Here is a 19,274-nt window from a genome sequence, read left to right on the forward strand (position 1 = left end):
GTTTCGGTTCCCTTTCCGCTTCGAGTCCCGTTACGAGAACAGCGCCCGGCCCCACCAGTCGTCCTTGTCGCGGACGCCCGGCGGGACGGCGAAGTGCGCCGAACCCACGTGCTGGATGTACTCGTTGAGTGCGTCGTGTGCCGCCAGGCGCCGCTGCAGCGGGACGAACGCCGTGCGGGTGTCGCGCTGGTAGGCGAGGAAGAACAGCCCGGCGTCGAGCCGGCCCAGGCCGTCCGTGCCGTCGGTGAAGGAGTAGCCGCGCCGCAGGATCGTCGCCCCGTCGTTGGTGTCGGGGTGCGCCAGCCGCACGTGGGCCGTCGGCAGCATCGCCTTCAGGAACGGCTCGTCGCGCTCCTTCGCCTTGCCGACCGGTGCGCCCTCGCCCTTGTCGCGGCCGAACACGTCCTCCTGCTCCTGCAGCCCGGTCCGGTCCCACGTCTCGATGTGCATCCGGATGCGCCGGGCCACGAGGTACGAACCCCCGGTCATCCAGCCGGCGTTGTCCTTCCGGCCGACCCACACGTGTGCGTCGAGGGCGGCGGTGTCGGTGCCGGAGATGTTCCGGGTGCCGTCCTTGAACCCCATCATGTTGCGCGGGGTCTGGGCGTCCGGTGTCGTCGAGGAGGTCTTGCCGAAACCCAGCTGCGACCAGCGGATCGCGGTGCGGCCCATGCCGATCCTGGCGAGGTTGCGGATGGCGTGCACCGCCACCTGCGGGTCGTCCGCACAGGCCTGGACGCACAGGTCGCCGCCGCTGCGCGCCCGGTCGAGGTTGTCGCCCGGGAACTTCGGCAGATCCACGAGCGCGTCCGGGCGCCGGTCCTCCAGGCCGAACCGCCCCTTGGCGAAGAGCGAGGGGCCGAAGCCGATCGTCAGCGTCAGCCGGGACGGCTTGAGCCCCAGGGCCTCGCCGGTGTCGTCCGGCGGCGCCTCGGCCGGACCCCCGTAGGCGCCGTCGCCGACCGCGTGACCGGCCGTCATCCGCTCGGCCGCCCGCGTCCACTCCTTGAGCAGCGCGACCAGTTCCGCCCGGTCCTCGGTCGTCACGTCGAACGCGGCGAAGTGCAGCCGGTCCTGGACCGCCGTGGCGATCCCGGCCTGATGCGCGCCGTGGAACGGCACCGCCGCACCGCTGTCGGCGGCCGTGACGGCGGTGTCCCCGGAACGCACGGCGGCCACGGTGCCGCCCGCCACGGCCGCGCCGAGCGCCAGCCCGGCGCCGCCCCAGCCGAGCAGAGCGCGCCGCGAGGGGGTGCCCGCGGCCGCCTGCTGGTTCTCCCCGGCCTGCTCGGCCATGTCCGCCACCTCTTTCCGGCCGGTTACTTCGTCACCGCGGCGGCGAGCCGCGAGAGCGGCTCGGCCAGCGCGTTGACCGCGTCCGAGAGCTCCTTGCGGTCCGCCTTGCCGACCTTCTCGTACGAGGTGAACACGTAGGAGCTCTTGTCGGTGCGGTACTTGTCCAGCAGCGTGTTCAGCGCAGCGAACCGCTTGTCCAGGGTGGAGGTCAGGGCCGCGTCGTTCTTCGCGGCGATCGCCTTCAGCAGCTGGTAGGACTTCTCCGCGCCCTCGACGTTGGCCTTGAAGTCGACCAGGTCGGTGTGGCTGTAGCGCTCCTCCTCGCCGGTGACCTTGCCGGTCGCGACCTCGTCGAGGAGCTCCTTGGCGCCGTTGGCCATCGAGGTCGGGGTGATCTCCGCCGTGCCGACGCGCTTCTGCCAGTCGAGCAGGTCCTTGTGGAGGACCGGCGCGAGGGCCTTCTCCTCGGCGCCCAGCTTCTTGTCCTGCCACAGCGCCTTCTCCAGGCGGTGCCAGCCGGTCCACTTCTGGCCGTCCTCCAGGCCGTCCTCGCGGACGTCGACCTTCGGGTCGATGTCGCCGAACGACTCGGCGACCGGCTCGGTGCGCTCCCAGCCGATACGGGAGTCGGCGTACGCCTTCTTCGCGGCCTCGATGTCACCGGCGGCGACGGCGTCCGTGAAGACCTTGACCTTCGGCAGCGTCTCGTCGGCCTGTGCCTGGACGTAGGTGCGGTACGCGGCGACGGCCCGGTCCATCTCCGGGCTGCGCTTGGCCGTCTTGCCGCCGCTGACGTCGATCTTCTGCCGGATGCCGTGGCCCTTCATGCCGGGCTTGCAGGCGATCTCGTACGAACCGGCCTTGATCTCGGCGGTGATGGTGGCCTTGGTGCCCGGGCCGATGTTCTCGCGCTCGGCGACGATGCGGTCGTCGGGGAACAGGACGTAGACCTCGGTGACCTTGGAACCCTTGTTCTCCACGGCCAGCTCGACGTGCCCGGCCGGCAGCTTCGTCTTCGAGACGTCGCAGGAGTCGTCCTTGGCGACGACCTGGACCGCACCCTCGCCCTTGCCGTCGCTCTTCTCGGCGCAGCCCGTGACGGCGGTCAGGGCTGCCACGGTGGCGGCAGCGGTGACGACGGAGAGACGAACGGCTCGCATGGGGGCTCCACTTGGGGACGTAGGAAGAGGACGGAAGGGCCGGACAAAGGTGGGTGAGGCGGACCTAACTTAACCGAGGCTTACCTGACCGATACCCACCCGTGCAGTGATTCAGCTCTCACTGGAGACGCACAGGAACGGAAGCATCACAGCCGACCCATGAGCGAACCCCTGACAGGTCAAGCAGTGGTCAAGGAAGCCCTTTCCGGAACGACGAGGGGCACCCCGGTCCGCGGATGCGGGAACACCTCGACCGGCTGCCGGTAGACCCCGCTGAGCAACGCACTCGTGAACACCTCGCCCGGCGGGCCGGCCACCGCGATCCGCCCGTCATGCAGTACGGCGGCCCGGTCCGCGTACGCGGCCGCGAGGCCCAGATCGTGCAGCACCACGACGACGGCGTCCCCGGCTGCGGCCCGCTCCCGGCAGACCCGCAGCACCAGTTCCTGGTGGCGCAGGTCCAGCGCGGCGGTCGGCTCGTCGAGCAGCAGCAGCGGGGCGCGCTGCGCCAGCACCCGGGCCAGTGCCACCCTGGCCCGCTCGCCGCCCGACAGCGCGGAGAAGGGACGGGCGGCGAACCCGGTCACCTCGGTGGCCGCCATCGCGGCACGGACCGCCGGATCGTCCTCGTCCGCCCGGTCCGTCCCGGCCCAGGGCGCCCGCCCCATCCGTACGACGTCCTCGACCGGGAACGGGAAGGACAGCGCCGCGGACTGCGGCAGCACGGCCCGGCGCAGCGCCAGTTCGGGCGCGGACCATGCGGTGGCCGGCCGCCCGTCGATCCGTACCTCGCCGTCCTCGGGCGGCAGGTCCGCGGCGAGCGCGGCCAGCAGCGTCGACTTGCCGGCCCCGTTCGGCCCGACCAGCGCCAGCACCTCGCCCGCGTGCGCCGTCAGGTCGACGGAGTCGAGCACCGCCCGCCCGCCCAGGCGCACCCGCAGCCCGCGGGCCTCGGCGACCGGGTCGCCCGGCGAGACGGGCGCGGGCAGCTGCCGGCCCCGTGCCGTGAAGAGGTTCCGCAGCGTCCTCATGCCCAACCACCTTGCTTGCGACGGGTCCTGCGCAGCAGCCAGAAGAAGAACGGGCTGCCGAACAGCGCGGTCAGTACACCGAGCGGCAGCTCGGCCGGATCGGCGACGGTACGGGCCGCGAGGTCGCCCGCGACCAGCACCAGCGCGCCGCCGAGCGCGCTGCCGGGTACGAGGAAGCGGTGCCCGGGGCCGTTCGCCATCCGCAGCAGGTGCGGCACCAGCAGCCCGACGAACGAGATGATCCCGGCGACCGCCACCGCGGCCGCGGTCAGCAGCGCCACGACGAGCACCAGCACCATGCGGAGCCGCTCGACATCGACACCGAGGTGCCGGGCGGGCCGCTCGCCGAGCGCCAGCAGGTCCAGCTTGCGGGCGTAGAAGGGTGCGAGGACGAGGCCGAGCACCGCGCAGGGCAGTACGGCCAGCACCTTCGGCCAGGTGGCCTGGGCCAGGGACCCGAGCTGCCAGAAGGTGATCTGGGTGATCTGCGCGTTGTCGGCGAAGAAGATGAACAGACCGATCAGCGCGCCCGCGAAGGCGTTCACGGCGATGCCCGTGAGGATCAGCGTCACCACCTCCGTCCGGCCGCCCGACCGCGACAGCGCGTACACCAGCAGCACGGTCAGCAGACCGGCGACGAACGCGCAGACGGTGATGGTCCAGTTGCCGAAGAAGCTCAGCCCGAGCGCGATCGAGGCGACCGCGCCGACCGCCGCCCCCGCGGAGATCCCGATGACGCCCGGCTCGGCGAGCGGATTGCCGAACACGCCCTGCATCAGGGCCCCCGCACAGCCGAGCGAGGCGCCGACCAGCAGCGCGAGGACGACCCTCGGCAGCCGTACGTTCCACAGGACGCTCTCGCCGACCCGGTCCAGGGCGTGACCGCCGAGGCCGATCCGGTGCTGGGCGGAGGCGAGGACATCGCCGAGCGGGATGCCGTACGCGCCGAGTCCGGCGGACAGCAGGCAGCACAGGAGCAGGGCGGCGAGCAGCCCGGCGGTCAGGGTGGCGGCCGTGGAGCGGCGGGTGCGGCGGACCGCCGGCCGGGCGGACGCCTCGTGCGTGGTGGTCACCGGGCCGTACCGCCCTCGGGGTGGAGCTGGGCGATCAGTTCGCTCAGCACCCGGTCCGTGCGCGGCCCGTAGTTCAGCAGCATCCCGTCATCGATCGAGACGATCCGCCGGTCCAGGCCCGCAGGGGTCTCGGCGACGCCCGGGATCTTCACCAGCCCGTCGACGCCGCCGACCGAGTCGAGCCCCTTCGCCATCACGAGGATCGCGTCGGGCGCCGCCTTGGCCAGGGCCTCGCTGGTGATCGCGGTGAAGTCCTTCTTCAGCCCGGACGCCTTGCCCGCGTCGACGGCACCCGCCGCCTCCAGCAGTGAACTCGCCCCGGATTCCCGGCCGCCCAGCAGGTAGACGGAGGCGGAGCCGCGCAGATAGAGGAAGGCGACCCGGGGCTTCTCCGCCCCGTCGGCCGGTGCGGGTATCGACTCGCGGACCGCGTCGATGCGGTCCTGGGTGCGCTTGTCGAGTTCGTCGCCGGAGCCCGGTACGCCGAGGGCGGCGGCCACCGTTCCGATCCGGCGGCCCACGTCGGCGAGCTCCTTGGCGGGCTCGACGACGACGAGCGGAATCCCGGCGTCGCGGATCTGGCCGATGGCCTCGGCCGGACCCGTCGTGGTCTCGGCGAGGACGAGGGTGGGCCTCAGGGACAGGACGCTCTCCGCCGAGACGTCGTGGGCCCGGGTCACCACGGGCAGCTCCGCGGCCTGTTCGAAGGTGGTGGTGATGTCGCGGGCCACGACCTGCCTGCCGAGGCCGAGGGTGAAGACGATCTCGCTCAGGCCGCCGGTCAGCGGCACGATCCGGTCCGCCGAGGTGACCGTGGTCCGCTCGCCGTCCGCCGAGGTGACGGTGACGGGCAGCCGCGGTGCCGGTGTCGTGGTCAGCGGTTCGATCCGGTCCGCCTCCGGTGCCGTGGAGGCCCCGGCACCCGCGGCCTTCGCCGCGGGAGTCCCCGTACCGCCGCAGCCCGTCAGCGCCAGGGCTGCCGCCAGGGCGATGACGGCCGTGGTGACGCCGGTGCGCCTGCGCCCCGGTCGTGCGGCGCTCCGTCCCGGCGGGGCGAAGTCCTGATGGAAGCGCACTGGGGCACCGTCCTGTCGTTCTGCGGCGTGCAGTTGGTAAGGGATTGCGAGCAATGTGACGGAAGGGGGTACCGGCACGGGATGTCCATAGCTTAGGTTAGCCTTACCTCAGTTTCCAGACCTCGGAGGGGTCCTCATGTCCTCGTTCAGACCTGCCCGCGCGCTTGCCGTCGCGCTTCTCGCGGTACTGCCGGCAGCGCTGCTCCCGGCCACGTCCGCCAGTGCGGCGGACCGCACGGTGCGGGGCGGACGGCTGGACTGGGGCATCAAGTCCTCCTTCCAGAGTTACGTCACCGGCCCGATCGCCCAGGGAAGTTGGGGCCTGACCGGCGGCGCGGCAACGGTCGGCGGCAGTCAGTTCCGCTTCCACTCCGCGACCGGTTCCTACGACCCGGCGGGCGGTGCGTTCCGGGCCGGCTTCTCGGGCGGCGTCCACTTCACCGGCCACCGGAAGTCCGACGGCTCCTACGAACTCGACCTCACCATCAGCCGCCCCACGGTCCGGATCCAGGGCGGCGGCGGCACGGTGTACGCGGACATGGTCAGCAAGGACCGGAGCAGCGGCCGGGTCACCTCCGCCGCGCAGGTCCCGCTGGCCACGCTCGGCCTCTCCGGGATCGACATGACGGGCGGCACCACCCCCGTCGCCCTCGACAACATCCCGGCGACGCTCACCGCACAGGGCGCCAAGGCCTTCGCCGGCTACTACACCGCCGGCACCCCGCTGGACCCGGTCAGCCTCTCCGTCGACACCTCGGCCCCCGCGGGCAGGCCCGCCGCGTCGAAGACGCCCGAGAAGCCGGCGAGCAGCGCGAAACCGAAGGTCACGCCCGGCCGCTTCGAGGACGCAGCCGTCGACTGGGGCGTGCGCCGCACCTTCCGTGAGTACGTCACCGGGTCGATCGGCCAGGGGAAGTGGACCCTGGCCGGGGGCGCGCAGGACGGCGGGGCGCTCTTCCGCTTCCCGAAGGGCACGGGCACGTACGACCCGGAGAAGCGGTCCCTGGCGGCGGACTTCGCGGGCAGCGTCCGCTTCACCGGGTCCGGCGGCCTGGATCTGACGCTCTCCCGGTTCGCGGTACGGCTGGACGCGGGCAAGGGCACGCTCCGCGCCGATGTCCGCGGCGACGGCGCCACCCGCAAGGCCGTTCCCCTGGTCACGTTCACGGCGAAGGACTTCGCCCCGAAGGACGGCCTGGCGGTCCTCACGGAAGCCCCCGCCACCCTGACCGCCGACGGCGCCAAGGCTTTCGGCTCCCTGTACACGGCGGGTACCGCAATGGACCCGGTCTCGCTCGCCGTGGCCGTCGACGCGGCGGCGAAGCTGCCCGCGCTCCCCGACCTGGGCAGCGAGGCCGCGCCCTCGGCGCAGCCCTCCGGCGCCCCCGCGTCGAAGGCCTCCGCCCCCGCTGCCCCCGTGGCGGACGAGGACTCCCGTACGGGGCTGTTCCTGGTTCTCGGCGGCGTCGGCGTACTCGCCGCGGCCGGGGCCGGCGTGCTCGTTCTCGTACGCCGCAACCGCCCCGCGCCGGGCACCCCCTCCTGACCCCCCGCATCCCTTTCCCCACCTCCCTTCCCCACCCCCCTTCCCCACCCCCGCTGATCCCGCACATCCCCTGAGGAGACCCCCGACCATGGCAGCAACCCGCCGCCCCGTAGTCCTTGCCGCAGCCGTCGCCACGGCCGCCGCCCTGGGCGCCGCCTTCGCTCTTCCGGCGCTCGCGGCCGAACGGACCGCACCGAGCGCCACCGCGGCCGCTCCCGCGATGGAGCTGAAGGACGGCACGCTGGACTGGGGCTTCAAGGAGTCCTTCCGCAGGTACATCGGCGGCGCCGGAAAGATCACGGTCAAGGACGGCGCGACCCAGGCCGCGGGCAACGGTGCGTTCACCTTTGTCAACGGCAAGGGCACGTACGACATGACCACGCACGGCACCGACACCGCCTTCGAGGGAGGCGTCAACTTCTTCGCGCACGGCGGCGTCCTGGACATCACGCTCTCGGACGTCAAGCTCTCCACGGCCGGCACGGGCGGCGCGATCACCGCCGACGTGGCGACCCCGGCCGGTACCGCGAACGACGTGGCGGTGGCCGACCTCGACCTGTCGGCCGTCCGGCCGGGGCAGGGCGCGGGCGGGGCGATGGTCTTCAAGGACATCCCCGCCAAGCTGACGAAGGCGGGCTCCGAGGCCTTCAACGGCCAGTACAAGGAAGGGGAGATACTCGACCCCGCCACGCTGACCGTGAAGGCGGTCGCCACCCCGACCGAGAAGCCCACCGAGAAGCCCACTGAGAAGCCGACCGAGAAGCCGACGGAGAAGCCCACCGAGAAGCCGACGGCCAAGCCCACGACGAAGCCGACGGAGTCGGCGCCGAAGCCGTCCCCGACCACCACGGTCACCGACAAGCCGGCCGCCGACCCGGGCGCGATCGTCGACGGCACCCTGAACTGGGGCGTGAAGGCCTCCTTCCGCTCGTACGTCACGGGCCCCATCGCCCACGGCAAGGTCGAGACGACCGCCGGTGCCACCGCGACGGGCAGCGGCTACCGCTTCCCCGACGCCACCGGCCGCTTCGACGCCGCGAAGCAGACCCTCAGCGCCGCCTTCGACGGCAAGGTCCGCTTCCTGGGCCACGAGGAGAACGGCGCGTACACCCTGGACCTGTCCCTGACCAACCTGCGGATCCAGGCGGACGGGACCAGCGGCAAGCTCGTCGCCGACGTGTCCACCAAGGACCGTGGGACGAAGAAGGTCACCACCTACAGCGGTCTGGCCGTCGCCGACCTACGGCTGCCCGCGGGCGGACTCACCGCCAAGGACGGCGTGCTGACCCTCTCCGCCGTGCCGGCCACCCTGACCGCCGCCGGCACCAAGGCCTTCGGCGGGATGTACGAGGCGGGCGCGCAGCTCGACGCGCTGACGGTCGCGGTGGCCCTCGACAAGGACGCCGAACTCCCGTCCACGGGCGGCTCGTCCACCACGGGCGGCTCGTCCGCGGCCGGCACCGTGGGCGGCGCCGGTACCGTCGGCGGTGCGGGCGCCCTGGCCTCCACCGGCTCCGACCTCCCGGCCGGCGCCCTGTTCGCCGCCTCGGGCGTCATCGTCGCGGCCGGAGCGGGCGCGGTCGTCGTGGCCCGCCGTCGCCGTACCGCCTGATCGCCGGCGCACCGCCCGGGTACCGGCCTCTCGCGGGGCGGGTGCCCGGGCGGGTGCTTGAATGCGCGTGTGAATGACTACGACGTACCCGCCGGCATCGACGTCCTGCACGTGTTCTGCGGCCCCGACGGCCGGCACGGCAACGCGCTCGGTGTCGTACGCGATGGACGCGACCACCCCGACGAGGTGTCCCGGCAGGAACTCGCCCGGAAGCTCGGCTTCAGCGAGACCGTGTTCGTGGACGACCCCGAGCGCGGCCATCTGGACATCTACACACCGGGTCTCCGGCTGCCGTTCGCCGGGCACCCCGTGGTCGGCGCCGCCTGGCTGCTCGACCTGGGGGTCCTGGAACTGGGTGTGGGGGAGGTCTTCGCCCGCCAGGACGGGGAGTTCAGCTGGATCACCGCCCGCCCCGAGTGGGCGCCGCCGCGCACGCTTCAGCAGTACGCCTCGGTCGCCGAGGTCGACGCGCTGCCGGCCCCGCCGCCCGGAGAGGGCTGGCTCTACGCCTGGGCGTGGGAGGACGAGGCCGCGGGCCGGGTGCGGGCGCGGGCGTTTCCGCGCAGGGACGACGGGATCGTGGAGGACGAGGCGACGGGGGCGGCCGCACTGCTGCTCAGCGCACAGCTGGGCCGCGCCCTGAACATCAGGCAGGGTCGCGGCTCCCAGCTCCTCACGGCCCCGGCCCCGGACGGCACGTTGGAGATCGGCGGCCGGGTCATGCTGGCGCAAGCGGCCCTATAGCAGCGCGTTCGAGCCCGCAGCGGCACAACCAGTCCCGCAGCGGCACAACCGGTCCCGCAGCGCGGAACAAACCTGTCCCGCAGCGGAACAGCCGATCCCTCCGGCAATCGAGGACATGAAGAGGCGGCGGGGCACCCGAGCCCAGGCACCCCGCCGCCTCCCGCCCGATCCAGGACCTGGCGTCCGGATCAGGTCCTACGCGCTGAGCGGGAACACCTCACCCAGCTCCCGGAACACCGCGGTGTTCAGCGCGAACGCGCGCTTGCACTCGTCCACGATCCGCTGCTTCTCCAGGTCGTCCGCGTTCACCGCGTCCAGCAGCTCCCGGTAACCCCGCTTGAAGGCGGCCGGGTTGGCTATCTCCTCGAAGACGTAGAACCGCACGCCGTCACCCCTGCGCGCGAAGCCCCATGTCCTCTCCGCCTTGTCGCGGATGATCTGACCGCCCGACAGGTCGCCCAGGTAGCGCGTGTAGTGGTGGGCGATGTACCCGGCGGGCCAGGTGCGGGCGCACTCGGCGACCCGTGCGGCGTACGCGGCCGTGGCCGGGAGCGGCTCCAGGCCCTCACGCCAGTCCGCACCCCGCAGATGGGCCAGATCCCGCTCCAGCTCGGCGGTGCGCATCAGCTCGGGCTGGATGAACGGCCCGGCGACCGGGTCGCCGGCCAGCGCCTGCGCACCGTCCTCCAGTGCCCGGTACACGAACCACAGCTGCTCGGTGTAGCGCGTGTACGCGTCCACCCCGAGGCGCCCGCCGAGCAGATCGCTCATGAAGGTCGAGGTCTCGGCCTCGGTGTGCTGCTCGTGCGACGCGGTGCGGATCAGCGTCGAGAAGGGCGTGGCGGTGACGGTTGCGTCCAAGGCGGGCCTCCGGGGACCGAGGGGACGGGAAGTCCAGAAAGAGACGGAAATATCGGCCTGCCGAGGCTGCTCGCCCCGGCGTCTGCCGATGCGTCGATCTTCCTACTTAGGCTTACCTAAGTCAACTGTTTCCCGACGCCCTGTCGGTAAATGGGGGCAGGGGAAACGGGAACGGCCGCCCACGAGGGGCGGCCGTCGGGCGACGTGGCGGGCAGCGGGGCTAAGGGAGCGTCAGGATCTCCGCGCCCGTCTCCGTCACCACGAGCGTGTGCTCGAACTGCGCGGTGCGCCTGCGGTCCTTCGTGACCACGGTCCAGCCGTCGTCCCACATGTCGTAGTCGTGGGACCCGAGCGTCAGCATCGGCTCGATCGTGAACGTCATTCCGGGCTGCATCACGGTGGTGGCGTGCGGGCTGTCGTAGTGCGGAATGATCAGCCCGGAGTGGAACGAGGAGTTGATCCCGTGCCCCGTGAAGTCCCGCACCACCCCGTACCCGAAGCGCTTCGCGTACGACTCGATGACCCGGCCGATCACGTTGATCTGGCGGCCCGGCCGCACTGCCTTGATCGCCCGCCGCAGCGACTCCTCCGTGCGCTCCACGAGCAGCCGCGACTCCTCGTCCACGTCGCCGCAGAGGTAGGTGGCGTTGTTGTCGCCGTGCACCCCGTTGATGTACGCGGTCACGTCGAGGTTCACGATGTCGCCGTCGCGCAGCACCGTGGAGTCCGGGATGCCGTGGCAGATCACCTCGTTGAGCGAGGTGCAGAGCGACTTGGGGAATCCCCGGTACCCCAGCGTCGACGGGTACGCGCCGTGGTCGCACATGAACTCATGGGCGACCCGGTCGAGTTCGTCCGTCGTGACGCCCGGGGCGATACGCTTCGCCGCCTCACCCATCGCCTGTGCGGCGATGCGCCCCGCGATGCGCATGCGCTCGACGGTGTCGGCGTCCTGGACCTCCGGGCCGCTGTACGGCGTCGGGGCCGGCTTGCCCACATACTCGGGGCGCCGGATGTTTCCGGGCACGGAACGGACGGGAGTGAGCTCCCCTGGTACAAGCAGCGACTGGCCAGACATGCCAGCGAGTCTAACCAGCGCGGCTGGGGCAGCATGGCACAGACGAAAGGAGCTCGTGATGGCCCTGTTCAAGAAGCGCACGGTCGGCAAGCCGGGCGAGTGGTTCTACTGCCTGGAGCACAAGAAGGTCGAGGAGGGCCCCGAGTGCCCGGCCAAGGACCGCTTCGGCCCGTACACCTCCCGCCAGGAGGCGCAGCGCGCGATGGAGACCGCGCAGGAGCGGAATCTGGAGTGGGAGACCGACCCCAAATGGCACGACCGGCCGAACCCGGACGATAACGCGGGCGGCTGAGGGCGCAACCGGCCGGGGCGGGGGCCCGGGGTCCCCGCCCCGGGCTCAGCCCGTCGGCGCCGCCTTCAGGGTCTCCTCGCTCCGCGCCCGCCTGCGCAGGGCGTCCTCGTCCGTCTCCGAGTCGTACGTCAGGAGCTTCGGCAGGGCCGCCGCCAGCAGCGCCACCGAGGCGACACAGGCGACGCCCCCGGACCAGACCGCGGTCCTGGTGCCCGTCCACCCGGCCATGCCGCCGGCCCGGACCTGGCCCAGCTGCGGGCCCACGCTGTACGAGAGCACCTCTATGCCCGCGAGCCGGCCCCGCAGCTCCTCCGGGATCGTCTGGTTCCAGATGGTCGAACGGCCGAGGCCGCTGAGCATGTCGCCCGCGCCGGCGACCGTCAGGCAGGCCAGCACCAGCCATACGTCGCCGAACCAGCCCGCTGCCGCGATGGCCAGCCCCCAGACGGCCGCACCGGACACCACGAACAGCCCGTGCCGCCGTACCCGTGAGGTCCAGCCGCTGGTCAGGCCGAGCACAAGAGAGCCGACCGAGCCCGCCGCGTACATCAGCCCCAGCGACCACTCGGCGTCCAGCTCGTCGGCGAGGAACGGGAAGATCGTGTTCGGGAAGGCGAAGAACATCGCCGCCATGTCGATCGCGTACGTCCCGAGCAGCACCGGCCGGCTCCACGCGTAGCGCGCCCCCTCCACGATCCCGCGCAGCGACGGCTTCGTCCCCTGCTCCGCGGGCGGCGCGGGCGCCAGCCTGCGGCACAGCACGACGGAGACGGCGAACGTGACCACGGTGACCCCGTACGCCGCGGCGTGCCCGGCATAGGCCACCACCAGGCCCGCCAGCGCCGGCCCCATGATCGCGCCGGCCTGCCAGCGCAGCGAGTTCAGCGCGGCGGCGGCGCCCAACTGGTCGTGCGACACGATGCGGGCCATCAGCGAGTCCAGCGCGGGCCGCTGGAGCCCGGCCAGTGCGGAGACACCGCCCGCCACCACGTACAGCGGCCACAGCATCGGATCGGGCAGGGCCGCGTTCACCAGCAGGACCAGCGCGAGCAGACCGAGCCCCGCCTCGGTGGCCAGGATGACCTTCCGGCGGTCCGCCGCGTCGGCGAGCGCACCGCCGTAGAGCCCGAACACCACCAGGGGCACCAGCTCGACCGCGCCCATCGCGCCGACCGCGAGCGGAGAACCGGTGAGGTCCTTGATCTGGAGCGGCAGCGCGATCAGGGCCATGAAGCTGCCGAAGTAGGTGACGATGCCCTGCACCCACAGCAGCCGGAAGTCGGCCGAGGAACGCCAGGGGGACAGGTCGGGAAGCAGTGCGGCCAGCCTGGCGGCGAGGGAGGTGCGAGAGGTCACGAGGAGACATGGTCCGTCCCGGTGCGTGCCTGGTGCAAACAGATTTCACGCCGGGCGGCGGGTGCGGGGGTGTTCCCGGTCACCACCGCGCCGGAGGCGGCGCCGTCAGCCGGTCGGCCAGCCGGGACAGCCGGTCCCGAAACCTCAGCCGGCCGCGCTGCACGGGCGCGCCGTTCTCGCCCGCCGCCGCGCTGACCAGGTGCTGGACCGTGTCCAGGTCCACATCGTCGCCGCCCGTCACGGACAGCGCCTCGTGGGCGAGCCCCCGCACCTCCGGATCCCCGTTGTCCAGCGACAGGACCGTGGCCCCGGCCCGGCGGGCATCGTGCACCCGCTCCAGCAGACCGTCGCCCGGCCGCTCCGGCACCACCACGAGGAGCGTCTCGCCCCGCCCGGCCGCCTCGATCCGCCCGAGCCCCACGGACAGATGGGCCGGGTCGCCCGGCTCCACGCGGTGGCGCACCAGCGTGGGCGTCAGCTCGGGCAGCCCGGACCAGGTGGACTCGTCGACCAGATGGGCCGCCAGGTGCCACGGCTCGTACACCTCGGTCCCCACCAGCAGCAGCCCCCCGCCGTGCGGCACGACGGACGAGCGCAGCGTCCCGGCGAACCGCCGGGTCGCCGCCGGCCACTGGGTCTTCGCCAGCACCTCACGCAGCAGCGCCACACGTACGGCATCCATGGCCCGGCATCATGCACCACGTCCGGGCCCCCGCACCGGCGAACGGCGGCGGGACCACCCGTACGAGTCCCCGCGCGCACGGCAGTCCCAGTGGCCGAGGACGCACCGTCCCGCCCCCGTACCTGGCAGTAGTGTCGGGGCCATGACTACGAATGACAGCGGCAGCGCACCCAAGCCCCCCGCCAAGGACCCCTGGGACCTCCCCGACGTGTCCGGCCTGACCATCGGCGTCCTCGGCGGCACCGGTCCGCAGGGCCGCGGACTCGCCTACCGGTTCGCCCGTGCCGGACAGTCCGTGATCATCGGCTCCCGCGCGGCGGACCGCGCCCAGGCCGCGGCCGACGAGCTGGGACACGGTGTGCGCGGCGCCGACAACGCCGCCTGCGCGCGCGACAGCGACGTCGTGATCGTCGCCGTGCCGTGGGACGGGCACGCCAAGACCCTGGAGTCCCTGCAGGGCGAGCTCGTCGGCAAGCTCGTCATCGACTGCGTCAACCCGCTCGGCTTCGACAAGAAGGGCGCCTACGCGCTGAAGCCCGAGGAGGGCAGCGCCGCCGAGCAGGCCGCCGCCCTGCTGCCGGAGTCCCGCGTCACCGCCGCCTTCCACCACCTTTCGGCGGTCCTGCTCCAGGACGAGGCGATCGAGGAGATCGACACCGATGTGCTGGTGCTGGGCGAGGCCCGCGCCGACACCGACCTCGTCCAGGCACTGGCCGGCCGGATCCCCGGGATGCGCGGCATCTTCGCGGGCCGGCTCCGCAACGCCCACCAGGTCGAGTCGCTCGTCGCCAATCTGATCTCGGTCAACCGCCGCTACAAGGCACACGCCGGGCTGCGCACCACCGACGTCTGAGCCGCGTCCCCGCACCCTGCTCCCGGTGCCCGGGGGCATGGGGGACACTGGACGGGACCGCGCACCATCCCCCGACAGGAGCCACCCCCATGCCCCGCCTCGCTCTCTACGCCGTCGCCGTCTGCCTCCTCGCCGTCGCAGCCGCCGTGATCTCCTTCGTACAGGGCAGCTGGCTCCTCGGGATCGTCTGGGTGCTGCTGGTCGGCCTCTCGTCCAACATGGCCTGGTACTACGTACGCCGGCAGCGCGCCGTGGACGCCCAGGGCGCTTAGGACCTCGGGACGCCTACCCGGCCATCTCACAGACCGGATTCGGCGTCTGCCAGAACCGGTATGCGTCGAGACCGCAGTACGTCTCGAACTCGCTGACGCCCAGCGACCGCAGAATCGCGTCGACCGCGTCGAAGAAGGCCGCGTTCACTTCAGGGACCCACAGCAGGCCGAAGACCGCGATCAGCCCGAACGGAGCGAACGGCTCCACCGTGCGCCGGAGCGAGTGCGAGAGCCACGGCTCGATCACCCCGTAACCGTCCAGCCCCGGCACCGGCAGGGAGTTCAGGACCGCGGCCGTCACCTGGAGCAGCGCCAGAAAACCCAGGGCGTACCGGAAGGCGACCGGGACGCCGTCCAGCGCGTCCAGCCAGAACGGCGCGGTGCACACGAGCGCGAACAGGACGTTCGTCAGCGGGCCCGCCGCCGAGATCAGGCTGTGCCGCCAGCGGCCCCGGATCCGGCCCCGCTCGATGAAGACCGCGCCGCCGGGCAGCCCGATCCCACCCATGATCACGAACAGCACGGGCAGCACGATGCTCAGCAGGGCATGCGTGTACTTCAAGGGGTTCAGGGTCAGATAGCCCTTCTCCCCGATGGAGATGTCACCGCTGTGCAGGGCCGTCCGGGCGTGCGCGTACTCGTGGAGACAGAGGGAGACGACCCAGGCCGCCGTGACGAACAGGAACGTGGCGAAGCCCGGCTGTTCGGCGAAATCCGTCCACACCGCCCAGCCGGACACCGCTGTCACGGCGGCGATACCGAGGAAGACCGGGCTGATCCGCCGGTCGCTGCGGGCTGTTGCGGAGGTCATCGGCGGCTCCTGGTGACTGCGGGGACCGGGCGGGCGGCGAGCCCCGACCGTACAGGCGACACGCGGAAAACGTCTCGCATCGGATGGGTGGTTCCGTGAAGGGTGGAGGCATGACGGTGGGGAATGCGGGCGGAGCGAGCGGGTACGGCCGGGCGGCTGTGGATGGCCCGGCCCACGTCACGGACAATGGGCGCGTGCGCTACGGCATCCTCGGTACCACCCAGGCACTCCGCGACGACGGCACGGCCGTCGCCGTCGGCGGGGCGCGGCTGCGCGCCCTGCTCGCGGTACTCGCACTGCGCGCCGGCCGTACGGTGCCGTTCGCGGCGCTCGTCGACGAGGTCTGGGACGGCGACCCGCCCGCCGACGCGTCCGGTGCGCTGCAGGCTCTGGTGGGCCGGCTCAGACGGGCGCTCGGCCATGCGGAGGTCGTGTCCGCGGACAACGGCTACCGGCTGGCCGCCGAACCGGACAGCGTCGACCTCCACCGCTTCGAGCGCCTCGCGGGGGAGGGGGCGCGGGCCCTGGAGGCCGGCGATCCGGCGAAGGCCCTGAACGTCCTCGACGACGCCCTCGGACTCTGGCGGGGGCCGGTGCTCGCCGACCTTCCCGACCGGCACGCCGTCGCGGCCCGCTGGACCGCCCGCCGCCTCGACGCCCGCCGGACCCGGCTCACCGCGGCGCTCGCGCTCGGCCGGGCCGACGAGGTGCTGCCGGAGCTGGCCGCGCTCTGCGAGGAGCATCCGCTCGACGAACCGCTCCAGGCGCTGCGGCTGCGGGCCCTGCGCGACGCCGGGCGCACGGCCCAGGCGCTGGCCGCGTACGACGAGGTGCGCACCGTGCTCGCCGACCGGCTCGGCACGGACCCGGGCCCCGGGCTGAGCGCGCTGCACGCCGAACTGCTCCGTCAGCAACCGCCCCGCCCCTCCCCGCGGACCGTTGCCCGGCCCGCCGCCCCGGCCGTGCGCCGGGGCAACCTCCGGGCCCGGCTCACCAGCTTCGTCGGACGCGAGCGCGATATCGACGCCCTGCGCGAGGACCTCTCCCGGGCCCGGCTGGTCACCCTCCTCGGACCCGGCGGGGCGGGCAAGACCCGGCTCTCCCAGGAGACCGCGGAATCCTTCGACCCCGCGTCCTGGCCGGACGGCGTCTGGCTGGCCGAACTCGCGCCCGTCGACGACCCCGAAGCGGTACCGGAAGCGGTCCTCGGCGCGCTCGGCGCCCGCGAGACCGTGCTGCGCGGCGCGGGCGCCGAGGAGCTCAGGGCCGCCGAACGGGGCGCGGGCGAGCCGCTGTCCCGGCTCACCGAGTACTGCTCCCGGCGCCGCATGCTGCTGCTCCTGGACAACTGCGAGCACGTGATCGAGGCGGCCGCGGCCCTCGCCGACCATCTGCTGGCCCGCTGCCCGCAGCTCACCGTCCTCGCCACCAGCCGCGAACCCCTCGGCGTACCCGGCGAGTTCGTCCGGTCCGTGGAGCCGCTGCCCGAGCCGACGGCCCTGCGCCTGCTGGCCGAGCGCGGCGCCGCGGCACTTCCCGGCTTCCGGGTCGACGCCGACGGGGCGACGGCGGCGGCCACCGCCGAGATCTGCCGCCGCCTGGACGGACTGCCGCTCGCCATCGAACTCGCCGCCGCCCGGCTGCGGATGCTCACCCCACAGCAGATCGCCGACCGGCTCGACGACCGGTTCCGGCTGCTGACGAGCGGCAGTCGCACCGTGCTCCCGCGCCAGCAGACCCTGCGGGCCGTAGTCGACTGGTCCTGGGACCTCCTCGCCGAGGACGAACGCACCACCCTGCGCCGGCTGTCCGTGTTCGCCGGCGGCTGCACGCTCGAAGCGGCCGAGGCGGTCTGCGCGGACGGACCGTGGCAGGCACGCGAGGTGGCCGGGCTGCTCGGCTCCCTCGTCGACAAGTCCCTGGTCGTCGCCGCACCCACGGCGGACGGTGCGATGCGCTACCGCCTCCTGGAGACCGTCGGCGAGTACGCGGCGCAGCGGCTGGACGAGACGGGGGAGCGGGAAGCCGCCGAACGTCAGCACCTCGTGTACTACCGCGAGCTGGCCCGCACCACCGACCCCCTGCTCCGCGGCGCCGGACAGCGCGCCGCGATCGAGCTCTTCCAGCGCGAGTACGAGAACCTGCGCACCGCGCTGCGGCACGCCGTCGCCGCACACGACGAGCAGGAGTCCCTGTGCCTGGTGATCTCGCTCTCCTGGTACTGGCAGATCCGCAATCTGCGCAGCGACGCCCTGCACTGGGCCGACGCCGCCGCGGCCCTCGGCCCCGACCCGTTCGCCCCGCCGGTGGAGCCCGCGCCCTCGATCCACGAACGCTGCATCGACGCGCCCCCGCCCATGGGACCCGAACTGCTCCAGGAGGCGCGGCGCCAGGTGGGGCTGATCCAGCTGGTCAGCATGGACCACGCGATGGACGAGTGGACGAACGAGGCCAGCATGGTGCGGCTGCGGGGGATCGCCTCCGTCTACCGGGTCGGCCAGCCGCAGACCTGCCGGAGCCCCGCATCGCTCTGGTTCTTCGCCGTCATGCTGACCGGCGGCGTCGCGGATCTGCGGCATCTGCTGGACGAAACGGTCCGCGCCGCACGGGAGTTCGCCTTCGAGTGGGAGCTCGCCGCAGCGCTCCAGATGCGCGCCAACGTGCTGGCCAACCGCCCCGACTGGGCGGGCGCCGCCCATGTGGACGCCGCCGAGAGCCTGGAGATCTTCAGCCGTCTCGGTGACGACTGGGGCATGGCCGAGGCACTGTCCTCACGCGGTGAGGCGAACGAGAAGACGGGCGACTACCGCCAGGCGGCCGAGGACTACCAGGCCGCGATCGGATACGCGGAGAAGCTCGGCGCCCTGGCCCAGGTATCGGTGCTCCGTACCCGGTACGCCTCCGTTCTCACCGAACTCGGCCGCGGAGCGGAGGGCGAGGCGATCCTGCGCCAGGTCATCGCGGACGAGCGGCGCGCGGGGCACGAGGCGCGGCCGGCGGCCCGGCTCTACCTGGCCCTGTGGCTGGGCCGCTGCGGCCGGACCGGGGAGGCGCGCGAGCAGTACTTCGAACTGCTCGAAGAGTTCAGGTCGCAGACCATGGCGATCTTCGAGGGCTTCGTCCTGGGCGGTCTGGCCGGGCTGGACAACCAGGACGGGAAGTACGCGGAGGCCCTGGACCGCGGCCGGCGGGCCCTGCTGCGCCTGGACGATCCCCTGACGCAGATGGTGGCGCCCCAGATGGCCGTGATCCATCTGGTCACGCTGGCCTGCGCGCTGGGCGGCCTCGGCACGGAGCGCGGCGCGCAGCTCGGTGCCCGGCTGCTGGCCGCCGGCCGGGCCCTGCTGCCGGAGGGGCATTTCCTGACGTCGGCGGAGCGGGAGACCTTCGCCCGCGCCGAGGTGGTGGTGCGTGCGGTGCTCGGGGACACCGCCTACGAGGCCGCGTACGCCGAGGGCGGCGGCCTCTCCCTGGAGGAGGCCGCCGCCCTCGTGGACGCGTACCGGGACTGAGAGGTCCGGACCCCTGCCG

Annotated in this window: 17 protein-coding genes; 7 read left to right on the top strand and 10 right to left on the bottom strand. The window is 72.8% G+C overall.

The annotated features are described in order from the left end of the window. Positions 1-30: 30 nt before the first annotated feature. From efeB to ACIQMX_RS36010, 5 genes are all read right to left on the bottom strand, one after another. A complete protein-coding gene (gene efeB / locus ACIQMX_RS35990) occupies positions 31-1,296 on the bottom strand; it encodes an iron uptake transporter deferrochelatase/peroxidase subunit (protein WP_363073035.1) in 1,266 nt (421 codons plus the stop codon). A 23-nt stretch (positions 1,297-1,319) separates the two neighbouring features. Continuing rightward, positions 1,320-2,456 carry an iron uptake system protein EfeO gene (gene efeO, locus ACIQMX_RS35995; protein ID WP_402484415.1) on the bottom strand — a complete coding sequence of 379 codons (1,137 nt, stop codon included), beginning with the start codon at positions 2,454-2,456 and terminating at the stop codon, positions 1,320-1,322. Positions 2,457-2,635: 179 nt separating this feature from the next. Beyond that, positions 2,636-3,487: a heme ABC transporter ATP-binding protein gene (locus ACIQMX_RS36000; RefSeq protein WP_402484417.1), complete on the bottom strand. Its 852-nt coding sequence runs from the start codon at positions 3,485-3,487 to the stop codon at positions 2,636-2,638. Next, on the bottom strand, positions 3,484-4,560 hold the full coding sequence (locus tag ACIQMX_RS36005; protein WP_363073029.1) for an iron ABC transporter permease: 1,077 nt from the start codon (positions 4,558-4,560) through the stop codon (positions 3,484-3,486). Before ACIQMX_RS36005 ends, ACIQMX_RS36000 begins: the two co-directional genes overlap by 4 nt. Next, positions 4,557-5,636, bottom strand: a complete 1,080-nt coding sequence (locus tag ACIQMX_RS36010; protein ID WP_402484420.1) for a hemin ABC transporter substrate-binding protein — start codon at positions 5,634-5,636, stop codon at positions 4,557-4,559. The genes ACIQMX_RS36005 and ACIQMX_RS36010 overlap by 4 nt, the downstream gene beginning before the upstream one ends. Before the next feature lie 136 nt (positions 5,637-5,772). Between ACIQMX_RS36010 and ACIQMX_RS36015 the strand changes: the two genes are divergently transcribed. The 3 genes from ACIQMX_RS36015 (at position 5,773) to ACIQMX_RS36025 (ending at position 9,538) form a co-directional block, all read left to right on the top strand. Beyond that, complete coding sequence (locus tag ACIQMX_RS36015; protein ID WP_402484422.1) at positions 5,773-7,182, top strand: HtaA domain-containing protein; 1,410 nt, start codon at positions 5,773-5,775, stop codon at positions 7,180-7,182. An 88-nt stretch (positions 7,183-7,270) separates the two neighbouring features. Continuing rightward, a complete protein-coding gene (locus ACIQMX_RS36020; protein ID WP_402484424.1) occupies positions 7,271-8,794 on the top strand; it encodes an HtaA domain-containing protein in 1,524 nt (507 codons plus the stop codon). Between the two features lie 69 nt (positions 8,795-8,863). Further along, positions 8,864-9,538 carry a PhzF family phenazine biosynthesis protein gene (locus tag ACIQMX_RS36025; protein WP_363073021.1) on the top strand — a complete coding sequence of 225 codons (675 nt, stop codon included), beginning with the start codon at positions 8,864-8,866 and terminating at the stop codon, positions 9,536-9,538. A gap of 195 nt (positions 9,539-9,733) precedes the next feature. Here ACIQMX_RS36025 and ACIQMX_RS36030 read toward each other — a convergent pair whose 3' ends face one another. Further along, on the bottom strand, positions 9,734-10,399 hold the full coding sequence (locus tag ACIQMX_RS36030) for a biliverdin-producing heme oxygenase (protein ID WP_363073019.1): 666 nt from the start codon (positions 10,397-10,399) through the stop codon (positions 9,734-9,736). Between the two features lie 220 nt (positions 10,400-10,619). Continuing rightward, positions 10,620-11,477, bottom strand: coding sequence for a type I methionyl aminopeptidase (map, locus tag ACIQMX_RS36035; RefSeq protein WP_402484427.1), 858 nt, complete (start codon positions 11,475-11,477; stop codon positions 10,620-10,622). 58 nt (positions 11,478-11,535) lie between these two features. On the opposite strand from map, the gene ACIQMX_RS36040 reads away from it, so the two are divergent. Further along, complete coding sequence (locus ACIQMX_RS36040; RefSeq protein ID WP_402484429.1) at positions 11,536-11,769, top strand: hypothetical protein; 234 nt, start codon at positions 11,536-11,538, stop codon at positions 11,767-11,769. 45 nt (positions 11,770-11,814) lie between these two features. Here ACIQMX_RS36040 and ACIQMX_RS36045 read toward each other — a convergent pair whose 3' ends face one another. After that, on the bottom strand, positions 11,815-13,125 hold the full coding sequence (locus tag ACIQMX_RS36045) for an MFS transporter (RefSeq protein ID WP_402484431.1): 1,311 nt from the start codon (positions 13,123-13,125) through the stop codon (positions 11,815-11,817). 79 nt (positions 13,126-13,204) lie between these two features. Further along, positions 13,205-13,807 carry a hypothetical protein gene (locus ACIQMX_RS36050; protein WP_402484433.1) on the bottom strand — a complete coding sequence of 201 codons (603 nt, stop codon included), beginning with the start codon at positions 13,805-13,807 and terminating at the stop codon, positions 13,205-13,207. 142 nt (positions 13,808-13,949) lie between these two features. On the opposite strand from ACIQMX_RS36050, the gene npdG reads away from it, so the two are divergent. Together npdG and ACIQMX_RS36060 are read left to right on the top strand one after the other, a co-directional pair. After that, positions 13,950-14,660, top strand: a complete 711-nt coding sequence (gene npdG / locus ACIQMX_RS36055; protein ID WP_363073009.1) for an NADPH-dependent F420 reductase — start codon at positions 13,950-13,952, stop codon at positions 14,658-14,660. Between the two features lie 89 nt (positions 14,661-14,749). Then, positions 14,750-14,932 carry a hypothetical protein gene (locus ACIQMX_RS36060; RefSeq protein WP_363073007.1) on the top strand — a complete coding sequence of 61 codons (183 nt, stop codon included), beginning with the start codon at positions 14,750-14,752 and terminating at the stop codon, positions 14,930-14,932. Between the two features lie 13 nt (positions 14,933-14,945). Here ACIQMX_RS36060 and ACIQMX_RS36065 read toward each other — a convergent pair whose 3' ends face one another. After that, positions 14,946-15,743 (bottom strand): site-2 protease family protein, encoded by a 798-nt coding sequence (locus ACIQMX_RS36065; RefSeq protein WP_402484435.1) that lies wholly within the window; start codon positions 15,741-15,743, stop codon positions 14,946-14,948. A gap of 194 nt (positions 15,744-15,937) precedes the next feature. Between ACIQMX_RS36065 and ACIQMX_RS36070 the strand changes: the two genes are divergently transcribed. Continuing rightward, positions 15,938-19,255, top strand: coding sequence for an ATP-binding protein (locus ACIQMX_RS36070; protein ID WP_402484437.1), 3,318 nt, complete (start codon positions 15,938-15,940; stop codon positions 19,253-19,255). Positions 19,256-19,274: the final 19 nt, after the last annotated feature.

The organism is Streptomyces sp. NPDC091416 (genome assembly GCF_044756845.1).
Taxonomy (GTDB): Bacteria; Actinomycetota; Actinomycetes; order Streptomycetales; family Streptomycetaceae; genus Streptomyces.

Excerpts from the sequence above, each read along its gene's own strand:
- efeB (WP_363073035.1), bottom strand. The coding sequence starts at position 1,296 with ATGGCCGAGCAGGCCGGGGAGAACCAGCAGGCGGCCGCGGGCACCCCC.
- efeO (WP_402484415.1), bottom strand. The coding sequence starts at position 2,456 with ATGCGAGCCGTTCGTCTCTCCGTCGTCACCGCTGCCGCCACCGTGGCA.
- ACIQMX_RS36000 (WP_402484417.1), bottom strand. The coding sequence starts at position 3,487 with ATGAGGACGCTGCGGAACCTCTTCACGGCACGGGGCCGGCAGCTGCCC.
- ACIQMX_RS36015 (WP_402484422.1), top strand. The coding sequence starts at position 5,773 with ATGTCCTCGTTCAGACCTGCCCGCGCGCTTGCCGTCGCGCTTCTCGCG.
- ACIQMX_RS36020 (WP_402484424.1), top strand. The coding sequence starts at position 7,271 with ATGGCAGCAACCCGCCGCCCCGTAGTCCTTGCCGCAGCCGTCGCCACG.
- map (WP_402484427.1), bottom strand. The coding sequence starts at position 11,477 with ATGTCTGGCCAGTCGCTGCTTGTACCAGGGGAGCTCACTCCCGTCCGT.
- ACIQMX_RS36040 (WP_402484429.1), top strand. The coding sequence starts at position 11,536 with ATGGCCCTGTTCAAGAAGCGCACGGTCGGCAAGCCGGGCGAGTGGTTC.
- ACIQMX_RS36050 (WP_402484433.1), bottom strand. The coding sequence starts at position 13,807 with ATGGATGCCGTACGTGTGGCGCTGCTGCGTGAGGTGCTGGCGAAGACC.
- npdG (WP_363073009.1), top strand. The coding sequence starts at position 13,950 with ATGACTACGAATGACAGCGGCAGCGCACCCAAGCCCCCCGCCAAGGAC.
- ACIQMX_RS36060 (WP_363073007.1), top strand. The coding sequence starts at position 14,750 with ATGCCCCGCCTCGCTCTCTACGCCGTCGCCGTCTGCCTCCTCGCCGTC.
- ACIQMX_RS36065 (WP_402484435.1), bottom strand. The coding sequence starts at position 15,743 with ATGACCTCCGCAACAGCCCGCAGCGACCGGCGGATCAGCCCGGTCTTC.